The sequence below is a fragment of the Kitasatospora sp. NPDC088346 genome (genome assembly GCF_044740765.1).
GTDB lineage: Bacteria > Actinomycetota > Actinomycetes > Streptomycetales > Streptomycetaceae > Kitasatospora.
Window position 1 is genome coordinate 1 of sequence record NZ_JBIURH010000056.1, and the last position, 20,605, is coordinate 20,605.

A 20,605-nucleotide genomic window follows, 5' to 3' on the forward strand; every position below is an offset into this window, starting at 1 on the left:
GGGTACGGGTACACCCGGGACTATCCGGTGGAGCGGATGATGCGGGACGCGAAGATCACGCAGATCTACGAGGGCACCAACCAGGTGCAGCGCATCGTGATGGCGCGCAACCTGCCGTAGCCGGTCGGGTACGCCCCGGGCCCCCGCACCGACCCCCGGCGCGGGGGCCCGTTCAGGGCCTCGCCGGCCCGCCCTGCGCCGCGCCGGGGATCCGGGGCGACCGGTCCGCCGACCGCCGGAGCCCCAGGCACCGGGCCGGCGCGCCCGCCCAGATCTCGTTCGGGCCGGTCGAGCGGGTGAGGACGGCGTTGGCGCCGACGACCGTCCCGGCGCCGACGGTGAGCACGCCCTCCTTGCAGATGATCTTCGCGCCGGCGCAGACCACCACCCCGTCCTCCAGCACCACCCGCCGCATCGGGCTCTGCTCCTGCGGCACCCACGGGTCGGCCCGGCCGACGGTGACGCCGTTGTAGAGCGTCACGTCGGCACCCAGCGTGGTGTACGGGTGCAGGACGGTCCCGAAACCCCGGTGGAAGACGGTCAGCCCCGGCCCGATCTCGACGGCGGCCGGGACCTCCATCCCGTACAGCGCGAGGACTTCCCGGACCAGCCGCCCGAGCAGGCGGTGGCGGCGGCGGGAGATGAGTGCGGTCACCAGCGACATGGGCCACATTGTGATCGCATCCCCGCGCGCCGGGGGCCCGCGACGCGCCGACGGGCCGTCAACCACCCACGTCCGGTGGCTACTTCACGTCGGGCATCGGGCTGTCGTTCTTCATCGCCTCGAAGACCTGCTTCGACTTGGCCGGGTCCCACTTGACCGCGGACTCACCGGTCGGGGTGTGGAAGTCCGCGTTGCCGATCGGCACCGTGATGCTCTTGCCCTCGCCGCCCGAGACCCCCTTCATCGCCAGGAAGAGCGAGCCGAGGTCGGTCAGCCCGGCGTCCTCGTCCACGATCAGCGTGCCGAGGCCCGAGCTCACCATCGGGTAGAAGGTGAACGGGTTGAGCAGGGTGGCGGGGGAGGCCGCCTGCTTGGCCAGCGCGCCGAGGAACTTCTGCTGGTTGCGCATCCGGCCGAGGTCCTGGTCGGCCATCTGGTGCCGCTGGCGGACGAAGGCCAGCGACTGGGAGCCGCTGAGGGTCTGGCAGCCGGCCTTCAGGTTCAGCCCCGAGTCCTTGTCGGAGACGGCCTGCTCGATGCACATGTCCACGCCGCCGACCGAGTCGACGATGCCGACGAACCCGGCGAAGCCGATCTCCGCGTAGTGGTCGATGTGGATGCCGGTGTTGGACTCGACGGTCTGCACCAGCAGCCGGCCGCCGCCCCGGGCGAAGGCCGCGTTGATCTTGGACGTGGAGGCCGGGACGGTCTTGCCGCTGCCGCCGGTGTCCGCGTGCGCCGGGATCTGCACCCAGGAGTCGCGCGGGATCGACATGAGCGTGTTCCCGTTGTCCCCGATGTGCAGGATCATCATCGAGTCGCTGCGCTTGCCCTCGGCGGAGCCGGTGTGCAGCGAGTCCTCGTCCGCGTCGGAGAGCCCGGCCCGGCTGTCGGAGCCGACGATCAGCCAGTTGGTGCCCTTGCCCTCGGCGGGCCGGCCGGCGTACCCGGCGAGCACGTTCTCGTGGTTGAGCTGCGAGTCGGCCCAGAAGTACGTGCCGATGCCGGTCACCAGCAGGGTGGTGACGACGGCCAGCGCGGCGACCTTGATCTTGCGGCGGCGCGGCCAGCGCGAGCGGCCCGCGGCCGGCGGCGCCACCGGCGCACCGGGGCCACCGGGGCCACCGGGACCGGTCGGACCACCGGGGCCGGTCGGCCCGCTCGGGCCGCCGGGAGCCGGCCGGACCGGGTGCTGGCGGGGCACCGGTCTGCCGGGCACCGCGGAGGGCGCCGGGGGCGCGGCCGGCGCCGGGGCCCCCGCGCCGCGCGGGTTGAGCTCGGGCGGCAGCGGAGGCTCCGCGGCCGCGCCGTACCCCCGGCCGCCGGAGCCGCCCGGGCCGCCGTAGCCGTCGTGGCCCTGACCGCCCTGGGGGCCGCCGTACCCCGGGGTCCGGCCCGCCGGACCGCCCTGGCCCTGACCGTACGACCCGTATCCGCCGCCGCCCGGGCGGTCCTCCTGCCACGTGTTCATGTGGGGAAGGATGCCCGAAACCCGGGGCCCTCAGTGCTCCGGGGTGGCCCGCGAGGCCGCTTGTAACAGAGCTGATGCAGGGCCCGGATCGTTCCGGCGGAATGTTCAGCTGATGGAACCAACCTTGACCGTCCCAAAACGCGCGTGCTTGCATGGCGGGCATGGAACAGCGACGGATCCTCACGCGTCGGCGGCACGTCGACCTGGTGCGTGTGTCCGGTGCGCTGTGTTGCGGCTGAACCTGCGTCGTGGCTGAGTCCGCGCCACCGCTGCCTCCCCGCTCGCCGAGCGCCACCGGCCGGGCCTCCCGCCCGCCCGCCGTCGCGCGCTGAGCCCGTCCCGCTGACGCCCGTTGCGCGCCCGCGGCGCCGCCGGTCCACCGCCCGGCGGTCGCCGGACCCGTCCCGCGCCGGCCGACCCGCTTCCCGTCACGGTGCCCGCCGACCGGCACCGCCCCGTCCCGAGGTGAACTCATGGCCACCGTCCTGTCCGTCTCCGGTTCCCCGTCCGCGACCTCCCGCACCACCCGCCTGCTGCGCCACGTCGACGCCCGGCTCGCCGCGCAGGGCCACCACGTGGTCCCGTTCGAGGTGCGCAGCCTGCCCGCCGACGCCCTGCTCTCCGGTGACCTCTCCCACCCCGAACTGGCCCGCGCGGCGGCCCTGTTCGCCGAGGCCGACGCCGTGGTGATCGGCACCCCCGTCTACAAGGCGGCCTACTCCGGCCTGCTGAAGGCCCTGCTGGACGTGCTGCCGCAGTACGCGCTGCGCGGCAAGACCGTGCTGCCGCTGGCCACCGGCGGCTCCACGGCGCATGTGCTCGCGGTGGACTACGCGCTGCGCCCGGTGCTCAGCGCGATGGGCGCCGGGCACATCACCCAGGGCTGGTTCGTGCTGGACCGGCACATCACGGTCCGCGAGGACGGGTCGACCGCGATCGAGCGGGAGACGGACGTGCTGCTCACCCCGGTGGTGCAGGCCTTCGCCGGCGCGCTGGAGCGGCGGGCCGAGCCGGCCCTGGCGGGCTGATCCGGCGGCGGTCGCGGCCCGCCCGCCGGGGCGGGGCCGGGCGGGCGGGGGCCGGGTGCCGGCCCCCGCCGTCCGGACCGACCCTCACCCGGTTTCCGCGATCCCCTAGGGGGAGCGGTCGCACACCCCGTACATCTCCCGGCCCACCGGCTTCCTCCCGGCGGAGGAGGTTCTGTCCCCCGGATTCTCCTAACGTGTTCCTTATCCCCCCGCGCCACCCGATGGTGGTGCCGGCCGCAGGCCGAGGACGGGTGCCAGCACCATGTCGGTGCACCGGTCACGGCCGCGAGGCTTGGGGGGCAACGGGTGGACCGGAACAACGAGGAGACTTCAGTGACGACGGCAGCGAAGGCCGTGCACGGCGATCGGCTTCCCGGCGGGCAGGCGGCCACGGCGGCCAGTGCGCGCCAGGTGACCAAGGCGTACGGCGCCGGGGAGACCCGGGTGACGGCGCTCGACGCTGTCGACGTGGACATCGAACAGGGCCGGTTCACAGCGATCATGGGCCCGTCGGGCTCGGGCAAGTCGACCCTGATGCACTGCCTGGCCGGACTCGACACCGTCTCCGAGGGCCGGATCTGGATCGGCGACACGGAGATCACCGGGCTGAAGGACAAGCAGCTCACCCGGCTCCGCCGGGACAAGATCGGCTTCATCTTCCAGGCCTTCAACCTGCTCCCCACGCTCAACGCGCTGGAGAACATCACGCTGCCGATGGACATCGCCGGCCGCAAGCCGGACGCCGCCTGGCTGGAGCAGGTGATCGACACCGTCGGCCTGGCCGGCCGGTTGAAGCACCGCCCGACCCAGCTCTCCGGCGGCCAGCAGCAGCGCGTCGCGGTGGCCCGCGCCCTGGCCGCCCGCCCGGAGATCATCTTCGGTGACGAGCCGACCGGAAACCTCGACTCCCGCTCCGGCGCCGAGGTGCTGACCTTCCTGCGCCGCTCGGTCGACGAGCTGGGCCAGACCATCGTCATGGTCACCCACGACCCGGTCGCCGCCGGCTACGCGGACCGGGTGCTCTTCCTCGCCGACGGCGCGCTGGTCGACGAGATGCACGCCCCGACCGCGGACTCCGTCCTTGAGCGCATGCGCCGTTTCGACGGCAAGCGCACGAGCTGATTCGAAGGTCGGACTACTCCCATGCTGCTCAAGACCTCACTCCGGAGTTTCTTCGCCCACAAGGGGCGCATGATCCTCTCGCTGATAGCGGTGGTGCTGTCGGTCGCCTTCGTGTCCGGCACCCTGGTGTTCGCCAACACCGCCACCAGCACCTTCGACAAGCTGTTCGCCTCCACGGCCTCCGACCTCTCGGTCCAGCGGCCGACGGACGAGGACGCCGGCGGCCCGCCGAGCGGGGCCAAGGCCCGGACCGTTCCGGTGGCCACGGCGGCCCAGCTGGCCGGCCTGCCCGGCGTCCGCAGCGCCCTCGGCCAGGTCCTCACCCAGACCTCCGCCCTGATCGACCCGGTCGCCAACAAGGAGATCGGGCCCACCCAGGGCGCGCCCACCATCACCGCCAACTGGACCGACTCACCCCGCAACTCCGTCGACATCACCTCCGGCCACGTCCCCCAGGGCGCCGGCGACCTGGTGCTGGACGCGGACACCGCCAAGAAGGCGCACCTCGGCCTGGGCAGCGCGATCCGGATCATCAACGAGACCGGCAGCCACGACTTCACCATCGCCGGCATCGCCACCTTCCGGACCACCAACCCCGGTGCGGCGCTGGCGTTCCTGGACACCCCGACCGCCCAGAGCACCCTGCTCGGCCAGAGCGCCTACACCTCGGTCGAGCTGTTCGGCGACGGCAGCCGTACCGACGAGCAGCTCAAGTCGGACGCCCTGGCCGCGCTCGGAAACGACTTCCAGGCCAAGACCGCCGCCGAGCAGAAGGCCGACGGCGCCAAGGGCGTCGGCTCCTTCCTCGACTTCATGAAGTACGTGATGCTCGGCTTCGCCGGCATCTCGCTGCTGGTCGGCGGCTTCCTGATCATCAACACCTTCTCCATGCTGGTCGCCCAGCGCACCCGGGAGATCGGGCTGCTGCGCGCCCTCGGCGGCAGCCGCAGGCAGGTCAACCGCTCGGTGCTGATCGAGGCCCTGATCCTCGGCCTGCTCGGCTCCACCCTCGGCCTGGCCGCCGGTCTCGGCCTCGCCGTCCTGCTCATCCAGCTGATGAAGCTGGCCGGGATGAACCTGGACGCCTCCTCGCTGGAGATCACCTGGACCGTCCCGGTCGCCTCGTACCTGGTCGGCATCCTGATCACCGTGCTGGCGGCCTGGATCCCGGCCCGCCGGGCGAGCCGGATCTCGCCGATGGCCGCGCTGCGCGACCACGGCACCCCGGCCGAGGCCTCGGCCAACCGGATCCGCACCGTCGTCGGGCTGGTCCTCACCGGGCTCGGCGCGGCCGGCCTGGTCGTCGCGGGCCTGGCCGACAAGGCCGCCGAGGGCGGGCTGCCGCTGGGCGCCGGGGTGGTGCTCACGCTGGTGGGCTTCGTGGTCCTCGGCCCGCTGCTGTCCACCGGGGTGGTCCGGGTCCTCGGCGCCGCGCTGCCGGCGCTGTTCGGACCGTCCGGCAAGCTGGCCCAGCGCAACGCGATGCGCAACCCGCGCCGTACCGGTGCGACCGCGGCCGCCCTGATGATCGGCCTCGCCGTGGTCACCGGCGCCTCGGTGGTCACCAACTCGATGGTGACCTCGGTCAACGCCCAGATCGACCGGTCGGTCGGCGCGGACTACATCGTCACCGCACACGGCATCCTCACCCCCGCGATGGCCGACGCGGCCCGTGGCACGTCGGGCCTGAAGGCGCTGGTGGAGGAGCGGGCGATGCCGGTCACCTTCACCACCCCGGACGGCAGGCAGACCGAGTCGCAACTGCTGGCCGTCACGCCGAACTTCGCGGAGGCGTTCCGGATGCCGGTGGCCTCCGGCCGGGCCGAGGACGTCTTCACCGGCGGGATCTCGGTCGACGAGAACTTCGCCAAGGGCCACCACCTCAAGGCCGGCGACCAGGTGACGGTGGACTACGGCCAGGGCCGCACCCAGAGCCTGCCGGTCGGGGCCGTCACCGAGCTCGGCAACTCCTTCTTCGACAAGCAGTTCTTCACCTCCGTCGACACCGTCACGAAGGTGGTGCCCACCGCCGAACTGCCGTCCACCCAGGTCATGTTCGGCACCGCCGCGGCCGGCGCCGACAAGGCGCGCACGCTCGCCGACCTGCAACGGGCCCTGGAGGCCTACCCGCAGGTCAAGGTGCAGGACCAGGCCGGGCTCAAGGACCTCGTGCAGAGCCAGGTCAACCAGCTGCTCTACATGGTCTACGGCCTGCTGGGCCTCGCCATCGCGGTCGCCGTGCTCGGCGTGATCAACACCCTCGCCCTGTCGGTGGTCGAGCGGACCAGGGAGATCGGCCTGCTGCGGGCGATCGGCCTCTCCCGCCGCCAGCTGCGCCGGATGATCCGGCTGGAGTCCGTGGTGATCGCGGTCTTCGGCGCCCTGCTCGGCTGCGGCCTCGGCCTCGCCTGGGGCGTCACCGCCCGCAGGGTGCTGGCGGACCAGGGGCTGGACGTGCTGACCGTTCCGACCGGGACGATCGTGTCCATCCTGGTGGCCTCGGCGGTGATCGGCCTGCTCGCGGCGCTCGTCCCGGCCTTCCGGGCCGGCCGGATGAACGTCCTGGCGGCCATCGCCACCGACTGATCCGCACCACCGCACCACCGAGGGGCCGGGCCGTGTGCCCGGCCCCTCGGCCGTGCCCGGCGCCGGACGGCGCTCAGGGGCAGCTGATCTCCGAGCCGGTCTCGGCGGCCACCGACGGACCGGCCACCGACGGACGGGCCACCGACGGACCGGGCGGTACGGGCGCCGGCGTGGCGGTCGACGGCGCGGAGGTCGACGGCGCGGAGGGGGCCGGGGGCGGCGCGGTCGCCGGCACCTCCGCGACCCCGTGGTGGTCGCCGCCGACCACGACCTCGACGGTCGCCCCCAGATCCGCCACCGCGAGGAGCTCGGCGCCCGGCAGGGCCGCCGCGACCGTCCGTGCCGACTCCTCCCAGCGCGGGTCGTAGCGCACGGTGGTCCGGGCCGCCGCGGGTGCGTTGCCCGGCGTTCCGGTGGTCGCGAAGCCCGCCGCGTGCAGGTCGGTGTCGACCCGGGCGCCGAGGCCCTGCACCCCGGTGCCGTTGAGCACCCGGACATGGATCTGCCCGGGCGGCACGGTGCCGGCAGCGGCAGCGGCAGTGGCGGCAGGGCCCGCGGCGGTGGCGGTGGCGGTGGCGGTGGCCGGCGGGTGGCCCGGCCGTTCGGTCAGCGGCCGCCCGTGCCGCACCGCGTCGAACAGCACCTTGGCGGCGGGACGGTCCCAGAGCACCGTCGAGCCCCAGCCGGCGACCTGGTGGTCGACCACGGCCAGCGGCACGGTGGTGAAGTCGGCCTCGGCTGCCGAGAGGTCCTTGAGCCGGCCGACCAGCCGGATCAGGTCCTCGCTGCTCAGGTCCTGGTCGGCCTTGACCGACCGCAGGACGGTGTCGGTGACCCGGGCCAGCTTGGCCGGGTCGAGCAGGGTGTCCCCGGCGGTGGTCTGCCGGAGCAGCTGGGCGAGGAACTTCTGCTGGCGGTGCATCCGGCCCAGGTCGGCGCTGCCGTCGACGTAGCGCGCCCGGACGTACTTCAGGGCGCCGGCCCCGTCCAGCCGGGTCTTGCCGGCGGGCAGGTCCAGGCCCGAGTACTCGTCCCTGAGCGGCTTGGCGCTGCACACGTCCACCCCGCCGACCGCGTCCACGGTGCTGACGAAGGTGAGGAAGTCGACCTGGAGGTAGTGGTCGATCCGCAGGCCGGTGTTCTGCTCCACGGTCTGCACGGTGAGGGCCGCGCCGCCCATCCCGAAGGCCGCGTTGATCTTCCCCTTGCCGGCCGGCACCTGCCGGCGGGTCGCCAGGTCCTGGTGGGCGGGGATGTCCACGTAGGAGTCGCGCGGGATGCTGATCACGGTGGCCCGGCCGCCGTCCCCGGCGAGCTGGACGAGCATCATGGTGTCCGTGCAGTGGCAGGACTCGCCGCCCGCGTGCAGGACGTCCTTCAGGGTGGCCGCGGGGATGCCCTCGCGCTCGTCCGTCCCCACCAGCAGGAACGTGATGGCCCCGTCGTCCTCGGGGCGTTCGTGGTCGCCGCTGAAGGCGTCCACCCGGCCGATCGAGGCGCTGACGCCGTGCACCATCGCCCAGCCCCCGCCCGAGGCGGTCAGGACCGCCAGCGAGAGGGCGCCCGCCGCCCACTGGCCCCACCGGCTGCGGGGCGGGCGGCTTCGGCGCGCTGGCGTGGAGGGCATCCTCAGGATGGTAGGGGCGGCCCGGCGAACGGCGGCCCAGGGCGCGCCGCGCGTCGGGGCGAAGCCGGATCGCCGCGGTGGGACGTCAGCGCCAACCCCCATCTGACAACGGCGACCCCGCGCCGGTACGGTGGGGCGCGATGAACACCAAGGCTGCTGAGGAGCTGCCGGCGGTCTCCGTGATCATGCCGGTGCTCAACGAGGAACGTCACCTCCGTACCGCCGTCCGCCGGATCCTGGAACAGGACTACCCGGGCGAGCTGGAGGTGGTGATCGCCCTCGGTCCGTCCACCGACCGGACCGACGAGATCGCCGCCGAGCTGGTCGCCGCCGACCCCCGGGTGCGCACCGTGCCCAACCCCACCGGCCGCACCCCGGCCGGGCTGAACGCCGCGATCCGCGGCTCCAGCCACCCGGTGGTGGTGAGGGTGGACGGCCACGGGCTGCTGACCCCGGGCTACATCGGCACCGCCGTCCGGCTGCTCGACGAGATGGACGCCGCCAACGTCGGCGGCATCATGCACGCCGAGGGCGAGACCGAGTGGGAGAAGGCGGTCGCCGCGGCCATGACCTCGAAGATCGGGGTCGGCAACTCGGCGTTCCACACGGGCGGACTGGCCGGCCCGGCGGAGACCGTCTACCTGGGCGTCTTCCGCCGTGAGGTGCTGGAGAAGGCCGGCGGCTACAACGAGGAGTTCATCCGCGCCCAGGACTGGGAGCTGAACTACCGGATCCGCCAGGACGGCGGCCTGATCTGGTTCAGCCCGCAGCTGCGGGTCACCTACCGGCCGCGCCCGAGCGTGCGGGCGCTGGCGAAGCAGTACAAGGACTACGGGCGCTGGCGCCGGGTGGTGACCCGGTACCACCGCGGTTCGGTCAACCTGCGCTACCTCGCGCCGCCGGTCGCGCTGACCGCGGTGGTCGCGGGCCTGGTGCTCGGCGCCGCCGTGCACCCCGCCTTCCTGGCCGTCCCGTTCGGCTACCTGGCCGCCATCCTCGGCGGCTCGGCACTGCAGGCCCGCGGGATGTCCGCCAAGGCCCGGATGCAGCTGCCGGTGGCGCTCGTCACCATGCACATGAGCTGGGGATTCGGCTTCCTCACCTCGCCGCGCTCGCTGGCCCGCCGGGTGATCGCGAGCACCGCCCCGGCCCCGATGACGCCGGCCGCCGACAACAGCTGAGCCGACTCGCCGATAACGCCCCGGGCCCGGTGCCCGGGGCGCTATCGTCCCCGCCATGGGGATTGCTGAGGGGGCGCCGGCCCGGGCGGACGTCCGGATCGAGTCGAGTGCGGACGTGGACGAGCGGGCGGCGATCGGCCCGGGCAGCACGGTCTGGCACCTGGCGCAGGTGCGCGAGGACGCCGAGATCGGGGCCGACTGCATCATCGGCCGGGGTGCCTACGTCGGCCCCGGGGTGCGCATCGGCGACCGGGTCAAGCTGCAGAACCACGCCCTGGTGTACGAGCCCGCGGTGGTCGAGGACGGGGTGTTCATCGGCCCGGCGGCGGTGCTGACCAACGACCTGTACCCGCGTTCGGTGGACGTGGACGGCCGGCTCAAGCGCGGCGACGACTGGCACGCCCGCGGGGTGACGCTCCGCCGGGGTTGCTCGATCGGCGGCCGGGCGGTGCTGGTCGCGGGGGTGACGGTGGGGCGCTGGGCCCTGGTGGCGGCCGGTGCGGTGGTGCACCGGGACGTTCCCGACTTCGCCCTGGTCGCCGGGGTGCCTGCGCGGCGGATCAAGTGGGTGGGCCGGGCCGGCGAGCCGCTGGAGGACGCCGGCGGCGGGCGGTGGCGCTGCCCGCGCACCGGCGAGGAGTACCTGGAGAGCGACGGGCTGCTCGCGCCGGTGTCCTGACCCGCGGTCAGTGCGTCCCCGTCCAGCCCTGGACGCACGTGCTCTCGTCCCCCTGGTGGACGCTGACGTCGGAGGGCACCGCGGCGGGGGCGGCCGCGGGCGCCGCCGGGGTGCTGCCGCCGGCGTCCGGCCGGTAGTCCGTGCCGAGGGTGACCACCACGGCCCGGCCGGTGCCGCCCGCCGTCACGGCCTCCGCGGGCAGGCCGAGCGCCGCGGCGACGGCGAGCGCACCCGCCTTCTGGTCGGCCCGGGGGTAACGGACGCCGCTGGTCCGCACGTTCTTCCCGGCCCCGGTGCCGGGCGAGGAGTGGTAGCCCAGGGCGGTGAGCCGGTCGCTGGTGCCGACGGCCAGGCCGGACTGCGGGGTGCCGTTGAGCACCGTCACGGTGACCGTGGCCGGGTCCACCGCCGGAGCGGCCGGCGCGGCCGGTGCGGCGGGCGTGGCGGGGGAGGGCACGGCGGCCTGGTCCGCGCCGCCGGTGTGGTCCTCGGTGCCGTTCAGCGTCCGGTCGGCGAGGATCATCCCGAACAGCCGGTCGGCGCCGGGCTGGACGAACTTGGCCTTCTGCCGCAGGTCCCGGTCCTGCTCGTCGGGGGTGAAGGCCATCGGGGGCTGGACGAAGCTGACCTCTGCGGGCTTGATGTTGCGCAGGCCGTGGGCCAGGCCGACGAGCTTGGTGGTACCGGCGATCGGGTCGTCCACCATGATCGACTTGGTGGCGGCGTCGATCATCGGGAAGGCCTTGGTCGGGTCCAGCAGGGTGCCCTGGTCGGTGACCTTCCTCAGCAGGGCCGAGAGGAACGCCCGCTGCATCGCGAACCGGCCGAGCGAGGAACCGTCCTGGACGGCGTGCCGGGTCCGGACGAACTGCAGGCCCTGCTCGCCACTGAGCCTGTTCTGGCCCGCCGGGAGGTCGAGCTCGGAGTCCCGGTCCCTGATCGGCTGGCAGAGGTTGACGTCCACGCCGCCGACGGCGTCGGTGATGTCCTTGACGCCCTGGAAGTTGACCAGCACGTAGTGGTCGATCTTGAGCTTGGTGATGGACTGGACGGTGTCCTGGACGCAGCCCGGTCCGCCGCGGCCGAGCGCCTCGTTCAGTGGGCGGTGGGTCTTGGCCGGGTAGCTCCGGCCACCGGGGTCGGTGCACTTCGGCAGGTCGATCAGGGTGTCCCGGGGCAGGTCGAGGGCGACGGCGGCGCGCTTGTCCGGGTAGACGTGCAGCACGATGTTGACGTCGTTGTTGCCGGCGCCGGTGTTCTCGCGGTCGCCGTACCCGCCGCCGAGGCCCTTGCGGCTGTCGGTGCCGATGATCAGGATGTTCATCGCCACCCGGCCCTCGGCGTCGGCCTGGCCGGCCGGCGGCGGCGGGTTGCCCGCGCCGAGCGGCGCGTGCTGGATGTTGGCGTCCAGGTGCCTGAGGTAGAGGTAGCCGGCGCCGCAACTCACCGCCACGAAGGCGGTGGTGCTCAGCGCCACCGGTTTGAGCCACCGGCGGACACCGGTCCGCCGGGCCCGTCGCCGGCGCCGCCCGCGACGCCCCGCCGCCCGCCGGGCGGCGGCGCGGCCGCCTCCGGCCGTCGTGCCCTCGTCCATACCTGCCCCCCGTCGTCCGAGCGGGCCCCGGACCGTGGGCCCCACTCGTATACACGCGCGAGAGGTGGGAATGGTGTGCAGTCGGAACGAACTTTATTTCGCGCAGACGTTCGTGTCGTCCGCCTGGACCCGCTGGAGGTCCTTGGGGGCCTCGGTCGGAACGGCGGCCGCGGCCGCCGTTCCACCGCCCGTGTAGTCCTGACCCAGCACCACCACCAGGGAGTCCTTGGGCCCGAGCTTGGAGCTCTGCTGGACGGCGGCGGCCGGCAGACCGAGCGCCGCGGCCAGTGCGTTGGCCTGGTCGGCCTTGCCCGCGGGGTACGACACCGTGCTGGTGGCCGCCGCCTCGGCGTTGCCGCCGGTGGCGGCCCGGGTGAAGCCCTTGCCCTGGAGGAGGGTGACGGCCTTGGCCGCCTGCTGCGCCTGCCCGGTGCCGTTGCGCACGGTGGCCCGGACGGCCGCCTCGTCCACGGGCGGTCCGCTCGGCGCCGCGGGGGCGGCCGGGGAGGGCGCCTCGCTCGGGGCGGCGGCGGCGTCGGCGGCCTGCTGCACCTCGGTCAGCGAGCGGTCGTTGGCGATCATCGAGAACAGCTGCCCGGCCTCGGGCTGCTTGAGGACCAGCCGGCCCTGGTCCTTGGGGTCGTCCAGCACCGGCACGGTGGTGAAGGTGATGTTCTTGGTGTCGACCTTGCTCAGTTCCAGTGCCAGGTCCTTGAGCTTGTCCACGCTGCCGATGCCGGAGTCGACGGTGAGCGCCTTGGTGGCCGCGTCGGCCAGGCTCCACAGCTTGGTCGGGCTGGTCAGGGTGTCGCTGCTCTTGATCTTCCGGATCATCGAGCTGATGAACTGCTGCTGCAGCGGGATCCGGGTCAGGTCGCCGCCGAAGCCCACCGCGTGCCGGGTGCGGACGAACGCGAGGGCGTCCTCGCCCTGCACCACGTGCTTGCCCTTGGTCATCGTCAGGTGCGAGTCGGGGTCGTTGATGTCCTTGGCGGCGCAGACCTCGACCCCGCCGACGGCGGTGGACAGGCTCTTCACCGCGTCGAAGTTGACCATCATGAAGTGGTCGATCCGGATCTTCGCGGTCTGCTCGACCGTCATCCAGGTGCAGCCCGGGTCCCGGCCGTCCTGACCGAGGCTGGTGTTGAACATCGCCCGGGCGCTGCCCGGGATCTTCTTGGTGCCGGTCCTGCACTCCGGGATCGGCAGCATCAGGTCGCGCGGGATGCTCATCACCGTCGCGTTGCTGCGGTCCTTGGCGACGTGGAACAGCAGGGTGGTGTCGGCGTGCCCGGCGCTGCCCTCGTCCCCGTACTCACGGCCCAGGCCCACCCGGCTGTCGGTGCCGATGACCAGGATGTTCAGCGCGTCCCCGACGGCCGGCGGGCGCTCGGCCTCGCTGCCCACCTGCACCTCGACGGAGCTGATGTTCCCGTTGAAGTGCTGGTAGGCGTAGTAGGCGCCGCCGCAGCCGGCGACCAGGACGAGGGCGGCGACGCCGGCGGTCCACTTGAGGGCGCGGCGGCCACGAGGTTTGGAGCGGCTGTTGCGGCGGCGGGCGGCCCGGCCGCCGCCCTCGGGGCCGGGCTCGGCCTGCGGCCCCGGGGCCGGGCGGGTGCCGGGCTCGGCGGTGCGGGCCCGGGCGGCGGCCCGTCCCGGACCGGGCTGGGCCGGAACACCGGCCAGCGGGGGACCGTCCAGGTTCAGGCGGAACTCGCCGGTCTGCGGGTCGAGCACCCACTGATCGGCCGGGTCGACCTCCTGGGGGAACGGGTCCGCGAGGTGGTTCGGATGCCGGTGTCCGCTGTTCACCCCGGACACCCTAGACGAGCGGCATCGCCGGATTGGTCACGGTGTGACAGCTGCCACACGTGCGATCTGTGGCGAAAGGGGCGAAATCACCTGGGCCGCCTTCACATAACGTTCCCAACCGGGCGGCGGCTCAGCCGGCCGCGCAGGCGTCCGGCTGGTCGGCGGTCCGGCCCTCCAGCGGTGCCGGCGTCCCGGGGGCGCCGGTGCCGGAGGGGGTGCCCGGCCCGCTGCCGGCGGTCGGCGCCGGGGTCACACCGGGCGTCGGGCGGGGCGTCGGGCCGGGCGTGCGGCCGGTGCTCGGGCCGGGCCCGGCGCTCGGATCCGGCGCGGGGCGTGCGCCGGATCCACCGCTCTGCTCGGCGCTCGGGCCGGCGCTCGGCCGGACCGCCACCACGCGGTCCGCCCGCAGCGCCGCGAAGAGCTGGTCGGTCTGCGGCTGGACGAACTCGTCCCGGTTGGCGTTGAAGCGGTAGGGCCGCCGCGGAGTGGTGAGGAAGACGATGTCCGAGGGCGCCATCGAGCGCAGCCGCTGCGCCAGGTCGTACAGCGCGCCGAGGCGGCTCAGCCCGGGGTCGGCCGTGATCGAGGAGGTCGCGGCGTCCAGCAGCGGCCAGAGCCTGGTCGGGTTGAGCAGGACGCCCTGCGACTGCACCTTGCGGATCAGCGCGGCCAGGAACTGCTGCTGACGTCCCATCCGGTCGGTGTCGCTGCCGTTGCCCAGGCTCTCGCGGACCCGCACCCAGCCGAGGGCCTGCTCGCCGTGCAGCAGCTGCCGTCCGGCCGGCAGGTCCAGGTGGGCGTCCCGGTCGTGGATCTCGGTGGGGACGCAGACCTCGACCCCGCCCACCGCGTCCACCATCCGCTTGAACCCGGTGAAGTCGACGATCATGTGGTGGTCGATCCGGATGCCGCTCAGCTGCTCGACGGTCCGGATGGTGCAGGCCGGGCCACCGGTGTCGAAGGCCGCGTTGAACTGCGCGAGGCCGCCCCGGGTCCGGGTGCCGTCCGGCAGCTCGCACGGCGGCACGGTGACCATCACGTCGCGCGGGACGGACACGGCGGTGGCCCGCCGCCCGTCCGCCGCCAGGTGCAGCAGGATCACGGTGTCCGAACGCTGCCCGGCCGTGGAGCCGTACGCGCCGTTGGCGCCGCTGCGGTCGTCGCTGCCGATGAGCAGGATGTTCTCGGCGGTGTCCGCCGTCCGGGTCGGACGGTCCGACTCCGGTCCGAGCAGGGTGACGGTGGCGGCGTCGGTCTCGATGTTGCCGTTCAGCTTGCGGTACGCGAGCCAGGCCAGCGTGCCGCCGAGGAGCAGCAGCACGGACAGCAGTCCGGCGAGCAGGGCCAGCCAGTGCCGCCGCAGGAAACGGCGGCGCCCCTCTCCCTGGGGGGTCGGGGGGCGCTCGCCGTCCTCCTGCTCCACTGCCATCGCCGGGATCCGTACCCCGGCGCGGCGGTCCGGATCAGCTCAGCCGCAGAGTCACCCGTTCGGATTCGATCCGCTTCTCCCACTGGTCGGAGGTCAGCCGGTCCGAGTTGCGGCACAGCACCACCGAGGCGCCGGCCGCCAGCGGGGCCAGCAGACCCGCCTCCAGGCCGGTCCAGTCCTCGTACGAGAGGGTGCTGAGCACCCGGTCGCCGGGGCCCAGACCGAGGCGGGCGGCGCCGGCCCGGGCCAGCTCGACGGTCTGCTCGCCGGTCAGCTTGAGCGGGAGACCGTCGGTGCTGGTCTCCAGGGCGGGGGCCTGCGGGTCGACCGGGGAGTACGGCGCGAAGCGGTCGCCCTGGCCCGGCACCTCGGCGGCGTAGTCGAGGAAGCCGTCCGGGCGCTGCGGGAAGCGGCCGCCGAGCGGGCGCAGTGCGAGGGCCACCCGTTCGCCGGTACAGGCCTCGGCGGCCGTGAGGCCGTCCGGGCCGCTGACCACCAGGTCGGCGTCGGCCGGCTCGCCGCCGGGGATCACGGTGACCCCGACGGACCAGCAGGCCAGCAGCCAGACGGCGGTCTGCCAGTGGGCGGGCAGCAGGAGCGCGGCCCGGTCCTCGGGGCCGGCGTTCAGCTCGTCCTGGAGGAGGTTCGCGGTCTTGGCCACCCAGTTGTCGAAGGTTCTCGCGGACAGCTCGACGCGTTCGCCGGTCGAGTCGTCGTAGAAGGTGACCAGGGGGCGGGAGGAGTCGGCATCGTTGGGCCCGGGTCGCAGATAGGCGTTCAGCAGCTCGGCGGGGGTACGGGCGTCGGCAGCGAAAGGCGCAGTCATGGTGCGGTCCAGCCTACGGCCTCGGAGTGCTCCGCCGGGAGGGTGATCACCGGCGTTGCTCGACGTGGCGGGATGAGTGATTTGCCGTCAATATCCGATTCATGAGGTTTACTCAGTTCGCCGCGCTCGCTGCCGGCTCCTCCGTCCTGTTGCTCCTCCCCTCCGTGGCCGCCGGTGCGGACGCGATCCCGGGGGAGAGCCGGGCGGCGCCGGGCGGGGTGACGGCCCTTCCCCTGACCGAGAGTCGACGCAGCGGCGGCCCCGCGGACGGCGCCGATCGCAGTCTCGACTCGCAGTCCACCAAGTCCTTCGCCCTGGTCGGCGTCAGCTGGGACGACCCGACCGCCCAGTTGGAGGGCACCGTCCAGGTCCGCACCCGCAATGCCGCCACCGGGCGGTGGAGCGGCTGGCGCGACCTCGACGTCGAGGCCGACGACCGCCCCGACGAGCCGATCGGCCGCGGGTCGACCGCACCCCTGTGGGTCGGCACCAGCAACGGTGTCGCCGTCCGGGTGCACAGCGCCGGCCGTCCGCTGCCGGCCGGCCTGCGGGCCGAGCTGGTCGACCCGGGCAGCGGCCCCGCCGTCACCGCGTCCGGCGGGTCGTCCGCCACCGCCGCCGAGCGGGTCCTGCCGTCCGTCGAACACCCCGGGCCGCGTCCCGGCATCGTCACCCGTTCGGGCTGGGGCGCGGACGAGTCCATCCGCGAGCCCGGCTTCGTCTACACCGACCCCGTGAAGGCCGTCTTCGTCCACCACACCGACACCGCGAACGACTACTCCTGCTCCGACAGCGCCGCGATCATCCGCTCCATCTACCTGTACCACGTGCAGTCCAACGGCTGGCGGGACATCGGCTACAACTTCCTGGTCGACCGCTGCGGCACCATCTTCGAGGGCCGGGCCGGCGGGGTGATCGAGCCGGTGCTCGGCGCCCACACCCTTGGCTTCAACACCGCCAGCTCCGGGGTCGCCGCGATCGGCAGCTTCGGCTCCGCCAGCGCCCCGCAGGCCCAGCAGGACGGCATCGTCAAGATCGCCGCCTGGAAGCTCGGCCTGACCGACCAGGACGCCGCCGGCTCGACCACGCTGGTCTCCGCCTCCGACGGCAGCAGGTACAAGAAGGGCACCTCGGTCAGCTTCAAAACGATCTCCGGTCACCGGGACGCCTTCGCCACCGAGTGCCCGGGAGGCACCCTCTACAGCCGACTCGGCGACATCCGCAGCCGGGCGGCCAAGCTCCAGGGCCGCTGAGCCGGCCGCGCCGCGGGCGTATCGTTCCGGTGGCCCGACTCCGGACGGCGGAAGGCCCGGACGGCGGTCGGTCCGGACAGCAGGTGGTCCGGACGGCAGGTGGTCCGGACGGCGGAAGAGGTGACGGCGATGCCGGGCACGGTACGGCGGTGGCGGCCGGGATTCCCGCTCGACCTGCCCGCGATCCTGTTCCCGCTGCGCCGGGGGCCCGCGGACCCCGCCTTCCGGACCACCGGTGACGGCGCGGTCTGGCGGGCCTCCCGCACGCCGGCCGGGCCCGGCACCCTCCGGATCGCGCTGTCCGGCGACGGCGTGGAGGGGCGGGCCTGGGGCCCCGGCGCCGACTGGCTGCTGGGGCAATTGCCCGCGCTGCTGGGCGCGGCCGACGACCCGTCGGGGCTGGTGCTGCCGCCCGGGCCGCTGCGGGAGGTCCAGCGCACCCACCCGGGGCTGCGGATCGGCCGCACCGGCCTGGTGATGGAGTCGCTGGTCCCGGCGGTGCTGGAGCAGAAGGTCACCGGCGACGAGGCGTACCGTGCCTGGCGGATCCTGCTGCGCGACTTCGGCACCCCGGCGCCGGGCCCGCTGGAGGGGCTGCGGGTCGCGCCCTCCGCCCGCGAGTGGGCGCTGATCCCGAGCTGGGAGTGGCACCGGGCGGGGGTGGACCCGAAGCGCTCGGCCACCGTCGTCCGCGCGGCCCGGCTGGCGGCCCGGCTGGAGGAGGCCGCCGGCTTCGAAGCACCGCAGGCCTTCGCCCGGCTGACCGCCGTCCCCGGCATCGGGGCCTGGACGGCGGCCGAGACCCTGCAGCGCAGCAACGGCGATCCGGACGCCGTCCCGGTCGGCGACTACCACCTGCCGGACCTGGTCGGCTGGGCGCTGGCCGGCCGGCCCCGCAGCGACGACGAGCAGATGCTCGCCCTGCTGGAGCCCTACCGCCCGCACCGCCACCGGGTCTGCCGGCTGCTCCTGCTGACCGGCGCCCGGGCCCCCCGCTACGGCCCGCGCCTCACCCCGGACGACCACCGGGGCCGCTGAGGCGGCTGCGGCGGGTGCGGGCGGCGGGACGTCAGCGGACCGTGACGAACTCCTCGGCACCGCGCGGCTGCCGGTGCCGGGGGGCCTCGGCCGGGCGGCCGACGGCGACGGCGCCCATCGGGTCCCAGTCGGCGGGCAGGTCCAGGACCCCGCGCACGGTGTCGCGGCAGAACATGGTGGACGAGACCCAGGCCGACCCGTACCCCTCGCCGGCCAGGGTGACCAGCAGGTTCTGCACGGCCGCGCCGATCGCCACGGTGAACATCTCCCGCTCGGCGGCGGCCCGGCGCGGGTCCGGGTAGGCGTGCGAGCCGTCCATCACCAGGCAGGGCACCACCAGGTACGGCGCGTCGCGCAGCACGTTGCCGCGGGCGGTGCGGCGGGCGACCTTCTCCCCGTCCCAGCCGTCGAGCTCGCGCAGGTCGCGCTGCCAGGCGGCGAGCATCGCGTCCAGCAGCGCGGTGCGCACCGCGGCGCTCTCCAGCAGCACGAAGCGCCAGGGCGTGGTGTGGTGCGGGGCGGGCGCGGTGACGGCGGCGGCGACCGCGCGGCGGACGGCGGCCGGGTCGACCGGTTCGGCGGTGAAGGAGCGGATGGTCCGGCGCAGGGTGACGGCCTCGCGGACGGCCTCGCTGGTGCCGAGCCGGAACATGTCCTCGGCGGGGGAGCGGACCAGCGCCCGGGCGCCCTCGCCGTCCTCGACGGTGACCAGGCCGGCCAGGCCGCGCACCACGGCGACCGGGGTGCCGGTGGCCTTGCCCTTCACCAGGTCGGCTGCGGCGGCGAGTTCGTCGGCGGTGGCGGTGACGGTCATCGCCAGCTGGTTGCCGTGGCTGTCGGTGCGGCCGCGGTGGTCCTCCAGGACGGGCAGGCCGGCCGCGCCGATGGCGACGTCGGTGAGGCCGTTGCGCCAGGGGCGGCCGAAGGTGTCGGTGATCACCACGGCGAGGCGGCGGCCGGTGAGCTGCTGGAGCCGGGTGCGCAGGGCGCGGGCGGAGCCGTCCGGGTCCTCGGGCAGCAGCAGGACGGTTCCCGGCGCGGTGTTGGAGGCGTCGACGCCGGCCGCGGCCATCACCAGCCCGTTGCGGTTCTCGACGATCCGGGTGGTCCCGCGCCGGGCGACCACCCGGACGGTCTCGGCGTCGATCGCCGCCTCCCGGTCGTCGGCCCGCAGGAGGCGGCCCTCCGCCTTGCTGACGATCTTCGAGGTGACCAGCAGGATGTCGCCGTCCTCGAACTCGCCGGCCTTCGCGATCAGTTCGGCGAGGTCCGCGCCCGCGCCGACCTCGGGCAGCCCGTGGACCGGATGCAGGGCGATCACGCCCGGACCTCCTCGGCCAGCTCCAGCGCGGCCCGGGCCATCGCGGTGGTCGCCGCGACGTCGGTCATCAGCAGCGGGACGGCGCGGCAGGCGATGCCCGCCTCCTCGACACCGGCGACCGCGTCCCGGTCGGCGGTGTCCACCAGCCAGCCGTCCAGCAGGTCCGGACCGTAGTGCCGGGCGACGGCCCCGGCGGTGGACTCCACGCCGACCGCCGCCAGCACCTTGTCGGCCATGCCCCGCACGGGTGCGCCGCCGACGATCGGGGAGAGCCCGACCACCGGCGCGGCGGCCGCGGTGACGGCCTGCCGGATGCCGGGCACGGCCAGGATGGTCCCGATGCTGACCACCGGGTTGGACGGCGGGAGGAGGACGACGTCGGCCGCGGCGATCGCCTCCAGCACCCCGGGGGCCGGCTTCGCGGTGTCCGCGCCGACCGGCACGATCGCCTCGGCGGCCACGGCGGCGTGCAGCCGGACCCAGTACTCCTGGAAGTGCACGGCCCGGGCGCCGGCCTCGTCGGTGATCCGGACGTGGGTCTCGACCCGGTCGTCGCTCATCGGGATCAGCCGTACGCCCGGCTGCCAGCGGTCGCACAGCGCCTCGGTGACGGCGCTCAGCGGGTAGCCGGCGGCCAGCATCTGGGTGCGGACGATGTGGGTGGCGAAGTCCCGGTCGCCGAGACCGAACCAGTCCGGCCCGACCCCGTACGCCTTGAGCTCCTCCTTGACGGACCAGGTCTCCCCGGCCCGGCCCCAGCCCTGCTCCTCGTGGATGCCGCCGCCCAGGGTGTACATCACGGTGTCCAGGTCGGGGCAGACCTTCAGCCCGAACAGATGGATGTCGTCACCGGTGTTGCCGATGACCGTGATCTCGTCCCCCGGGGCGACGGCCTCCTTCAGCCCGCGCAGGAAGCGCGCCCCACCAATTCCGCCTGCCAGTGCCACGATGCGCATGCGCTCATCCTGCCAGGC

18 protein-coding genes are annotated in these 20,605 nt (G+C 74.2%); 9 read left to right on the plus strand and 9 right to left on the minus strand.

Annotated features, from left to right (window positions below):
- Positions 1-120, plus strand: a 120-nt coding sequence (locus ACIOFR_RS36630; protein ID WP_268932840.1) for an acyl-CoA dehydrogenase family protein, incomplete at its 5' end; no start/stop codon positions are given.
- Positions 121-172: 52 nt separating this feature from the next.
- Here ACIOFR_RS36630 and ACIOFR_RS36635 read toward each other — a convergent pair.
- Entirely contained in the window at positions 173-664 is a 492-nt protein-coding gene (locus tag ACIOFR_RS36635) for a hypothetical protein (RefSeq protein WP_401004280.1), read from the minus strand.
- 79 nt (positions 665-743) lie between these two features.
- The gene (locus ACIOFR_RS36640) at positions 744-2,135 is read right to left on the minus strand and encodes an LCP family protein (RefSeq protein ID WP_401004282.1); all 1,392 of its coding nucleotides are present in this window, start codon (positions 2,133-2,135) and stop codon (positions 744-746) included.
- Between the two features lie 161 nt (positions 2,136-2,296).
- Between ACIOFR_RS36640 and ACIOFR_RS36645 the strand changes: the two genes are divergently transcribed.
- From ACIOFR_RS36645 to ACIOFR_RS36660, 4 genes are all read left to right on the plus strand, one after another.
- Positions 2,297-2,374: a putative leader peptide gene (locus tag ACIOFR_RS36645; protein WP_401004335.1), complete on the plus strand. Its 78-nt coding sequence runs from the start codon at positions 2,297-2,299 to the stop codon at positions 2,372-2,374.
- A gap of 234 nt (positions 2,375-2,608) precedes the next feature.
- Positions 2,609-3,163 carry an NADPH-dependent FMN reductase gene (gene ssuE, locus ACIOFR_RS36650; RefSeq protein ID WP_401004284.1) on the plus strand — a complete coding sequence of 185 codons (555 nt, stop codon included), beginning with the start codon at positions 2,609-2,611 and terminating at the stop codon, positions 3,161-3,163.
- Between the two features lie 333 nt (positions 3,164-3,496).
- Positions 3,497-4,285 (plus strand): ABC transporter ATP-binding protein, encoded by a 789-nt coding sequence (locus tag ACIOFR_RS36655; RefSeq protein ID WP_401004286.1) that lies wholly within the window; start codon positions 3,497-3,499, stop codon positions 4,283-4,285.
- A gap of 69 nt (positions 4,286-4,354) precedes the next feature.
- Positions 4,355-6,871, plus strand: a complete 2,517-nt coding sequence (locus tag ACIOFR_RS36660; RefSeq protein ID WP_401004288.1) for an ABC transporter permease — start codon at positions 4,355-4,357, stop codon at positions 6,869-6,871.
- A 73-nt stretch (positions 6,872-6,944) separates the two neighbouring features.
- Here ACIOFR_RS36660 and ACIOFR_RS36665 read toward each other — a convergent pair whose 3' ends face one another.
- Entirely contained in the window at positions 6,945-8,498 is a 1,554-nt protein-coding gene (locus ACIOFR_RS36665) for an LCP family protein (RefSeq protein WP_401004290.1), read from the minus strand.
- Between the two features lie 140 nt (positions 8,499-8,638).
- On the opposite strand from ACIOFR_RS36665, the gene ACIOFR_RS36670 reads away from it, so the two are divergent.
- Positions 8,639-9,679, plus strand: a complete 1,041-nt coding sequence (locus tag ACIOFR_RS36670; RefSeq protein WP_401004292.1) for a glycosyltransferase family 2 protein — start codon at positions 8,639-8,641, stop codon at positions 9,677-9,679.
- A gap of 55 nt (positions 9,680-9,734) precedes the next feature.
- A complete protein-coding gene (locus ACIOFR_RS36675) occupies positions 9,735-10,358 on the plus strand; it encodes an acyltransferase (protein ID WP_401004294.1) in 624 nt (207 codons plus the stop codon).
- A 7-nt stretch (positions 10,359-10,365) separates the two neighbouring features.
- Here the strand turns inward: ACIOFR_RS36675 and ACIOFR_RS36680 are convergent, their stop codons facing one another.
- The 4 genes from ACIOFR_RS36680 to ACIOFR_RS36695 form a co-directional block, all read right to left on the minus strand.
- Entirely contained in the window at positions 10,366-11,835 is a 1,470-nt protein-coding gene (locus ACIOFR_RS36680; protein ID WP_401004296.1) for an LCP family protein, read from the minus strand.
- A gap of 210 nt (positions 11,836-12,045) precedes the next feature.
- Positions 12,046-13,764 carry an LCP family protein gene (locus tag ACIOFR_RS36685; RefSeq protein WP_401004298.1) on the minus strand — a complete coding sequence of 573 codons (1,719 nt, stop codon included), beginning with the start codon at positions 13,762-13,764 and terminating at the stop codon, positions 12,046-12,048.
- Positions 13,765-13,894: 130 nt separating this feature from the next.
- Positions 13,895-15,193, minus strand: coding sequence for an LCP family protein (locus tag ACIOFR_RS36690; RefSeq protein ID WP_401004300.1), 1,299 nt, complete (start codon positions 15,191-15,193; stop codon positions 13,895-13,897).
- 34 nt (positions 15,194-15,227) lie between these two features.
- A complete protein-coding gene (locus tag ACIOFR_RS36695) occupies positions 15,228-16,019 on the minus strand; it encodes a TIGR03089 family protein (protein WP_401004302.1) in 792 nt (263 codons plus the stop codon).
- Between the two features lie 101 nt (positions 16,020-16,120).
- Here ACIOFR_RS36695 and ACIOFR_RS36700 point away from each other — a divergent pair, with 101 nt between their 5' ends.
- Positions 16,121-17,272, plus strand: coding sequence for a peptidoglycan recognition protein (locus tag ACIOFR_RS36700; RefSeq protein WP_401004304.1), 1,152 nt, complete (start codon positions 16,121-16,123; stop codon positions 17,270-17,272).
- 129 nt (positions 17,273-17,401) lie between these two features.
- The gene (locus tag ACIOFR_RS36705; protein WP_401004306.1) at positions 17,402-18,310 is read left to right on the plus strand and encodes a DNA-3-methyladenine glycosylase family protein; all 909 of its coding nucleotides are present in this window, start codon (positions 17,402-17,404) and stop codon (positions 18,308-18,310) included.
- 31 nt (positions 18,311-18,341) lie between these two features.
- On the opposite strand, the gene ACIOFR_RS36710 is transcribed toward ACIOFR_RS36705, so the two are convergent.
- Both ACIOFR_RS36710 and cofD read right to left on the minus strand, forming a co-directional pair.
- Complete coding sequence (locus ACIOFR_RS36710) at positions 18,342-19,631, minus strand: coenzyme F420-0:L-glutamate ligase (RefSeq protein WP_401004308.1); 1,290 nt, start codon at positions 19,629-19,631, stop codon at positions 18,342-18,344.
- Positions 19,628-20,587, minus strand: a complete 960-nt coding sequence (gene cofD, locus ACIOFR_RS36715; RefSeq protein WP_401004310.1) for a 2-phospho-L-lactate transferase — start codon at positions 20,585-20,587, stop codon at positions 19,628-19,630. Before cofD ends, ACIOFR_RS36710 begins: the two co-directional genes overlap by 4 nt.
- Positions 20,588-20,605: the final 18 nt, after the last annotated feature.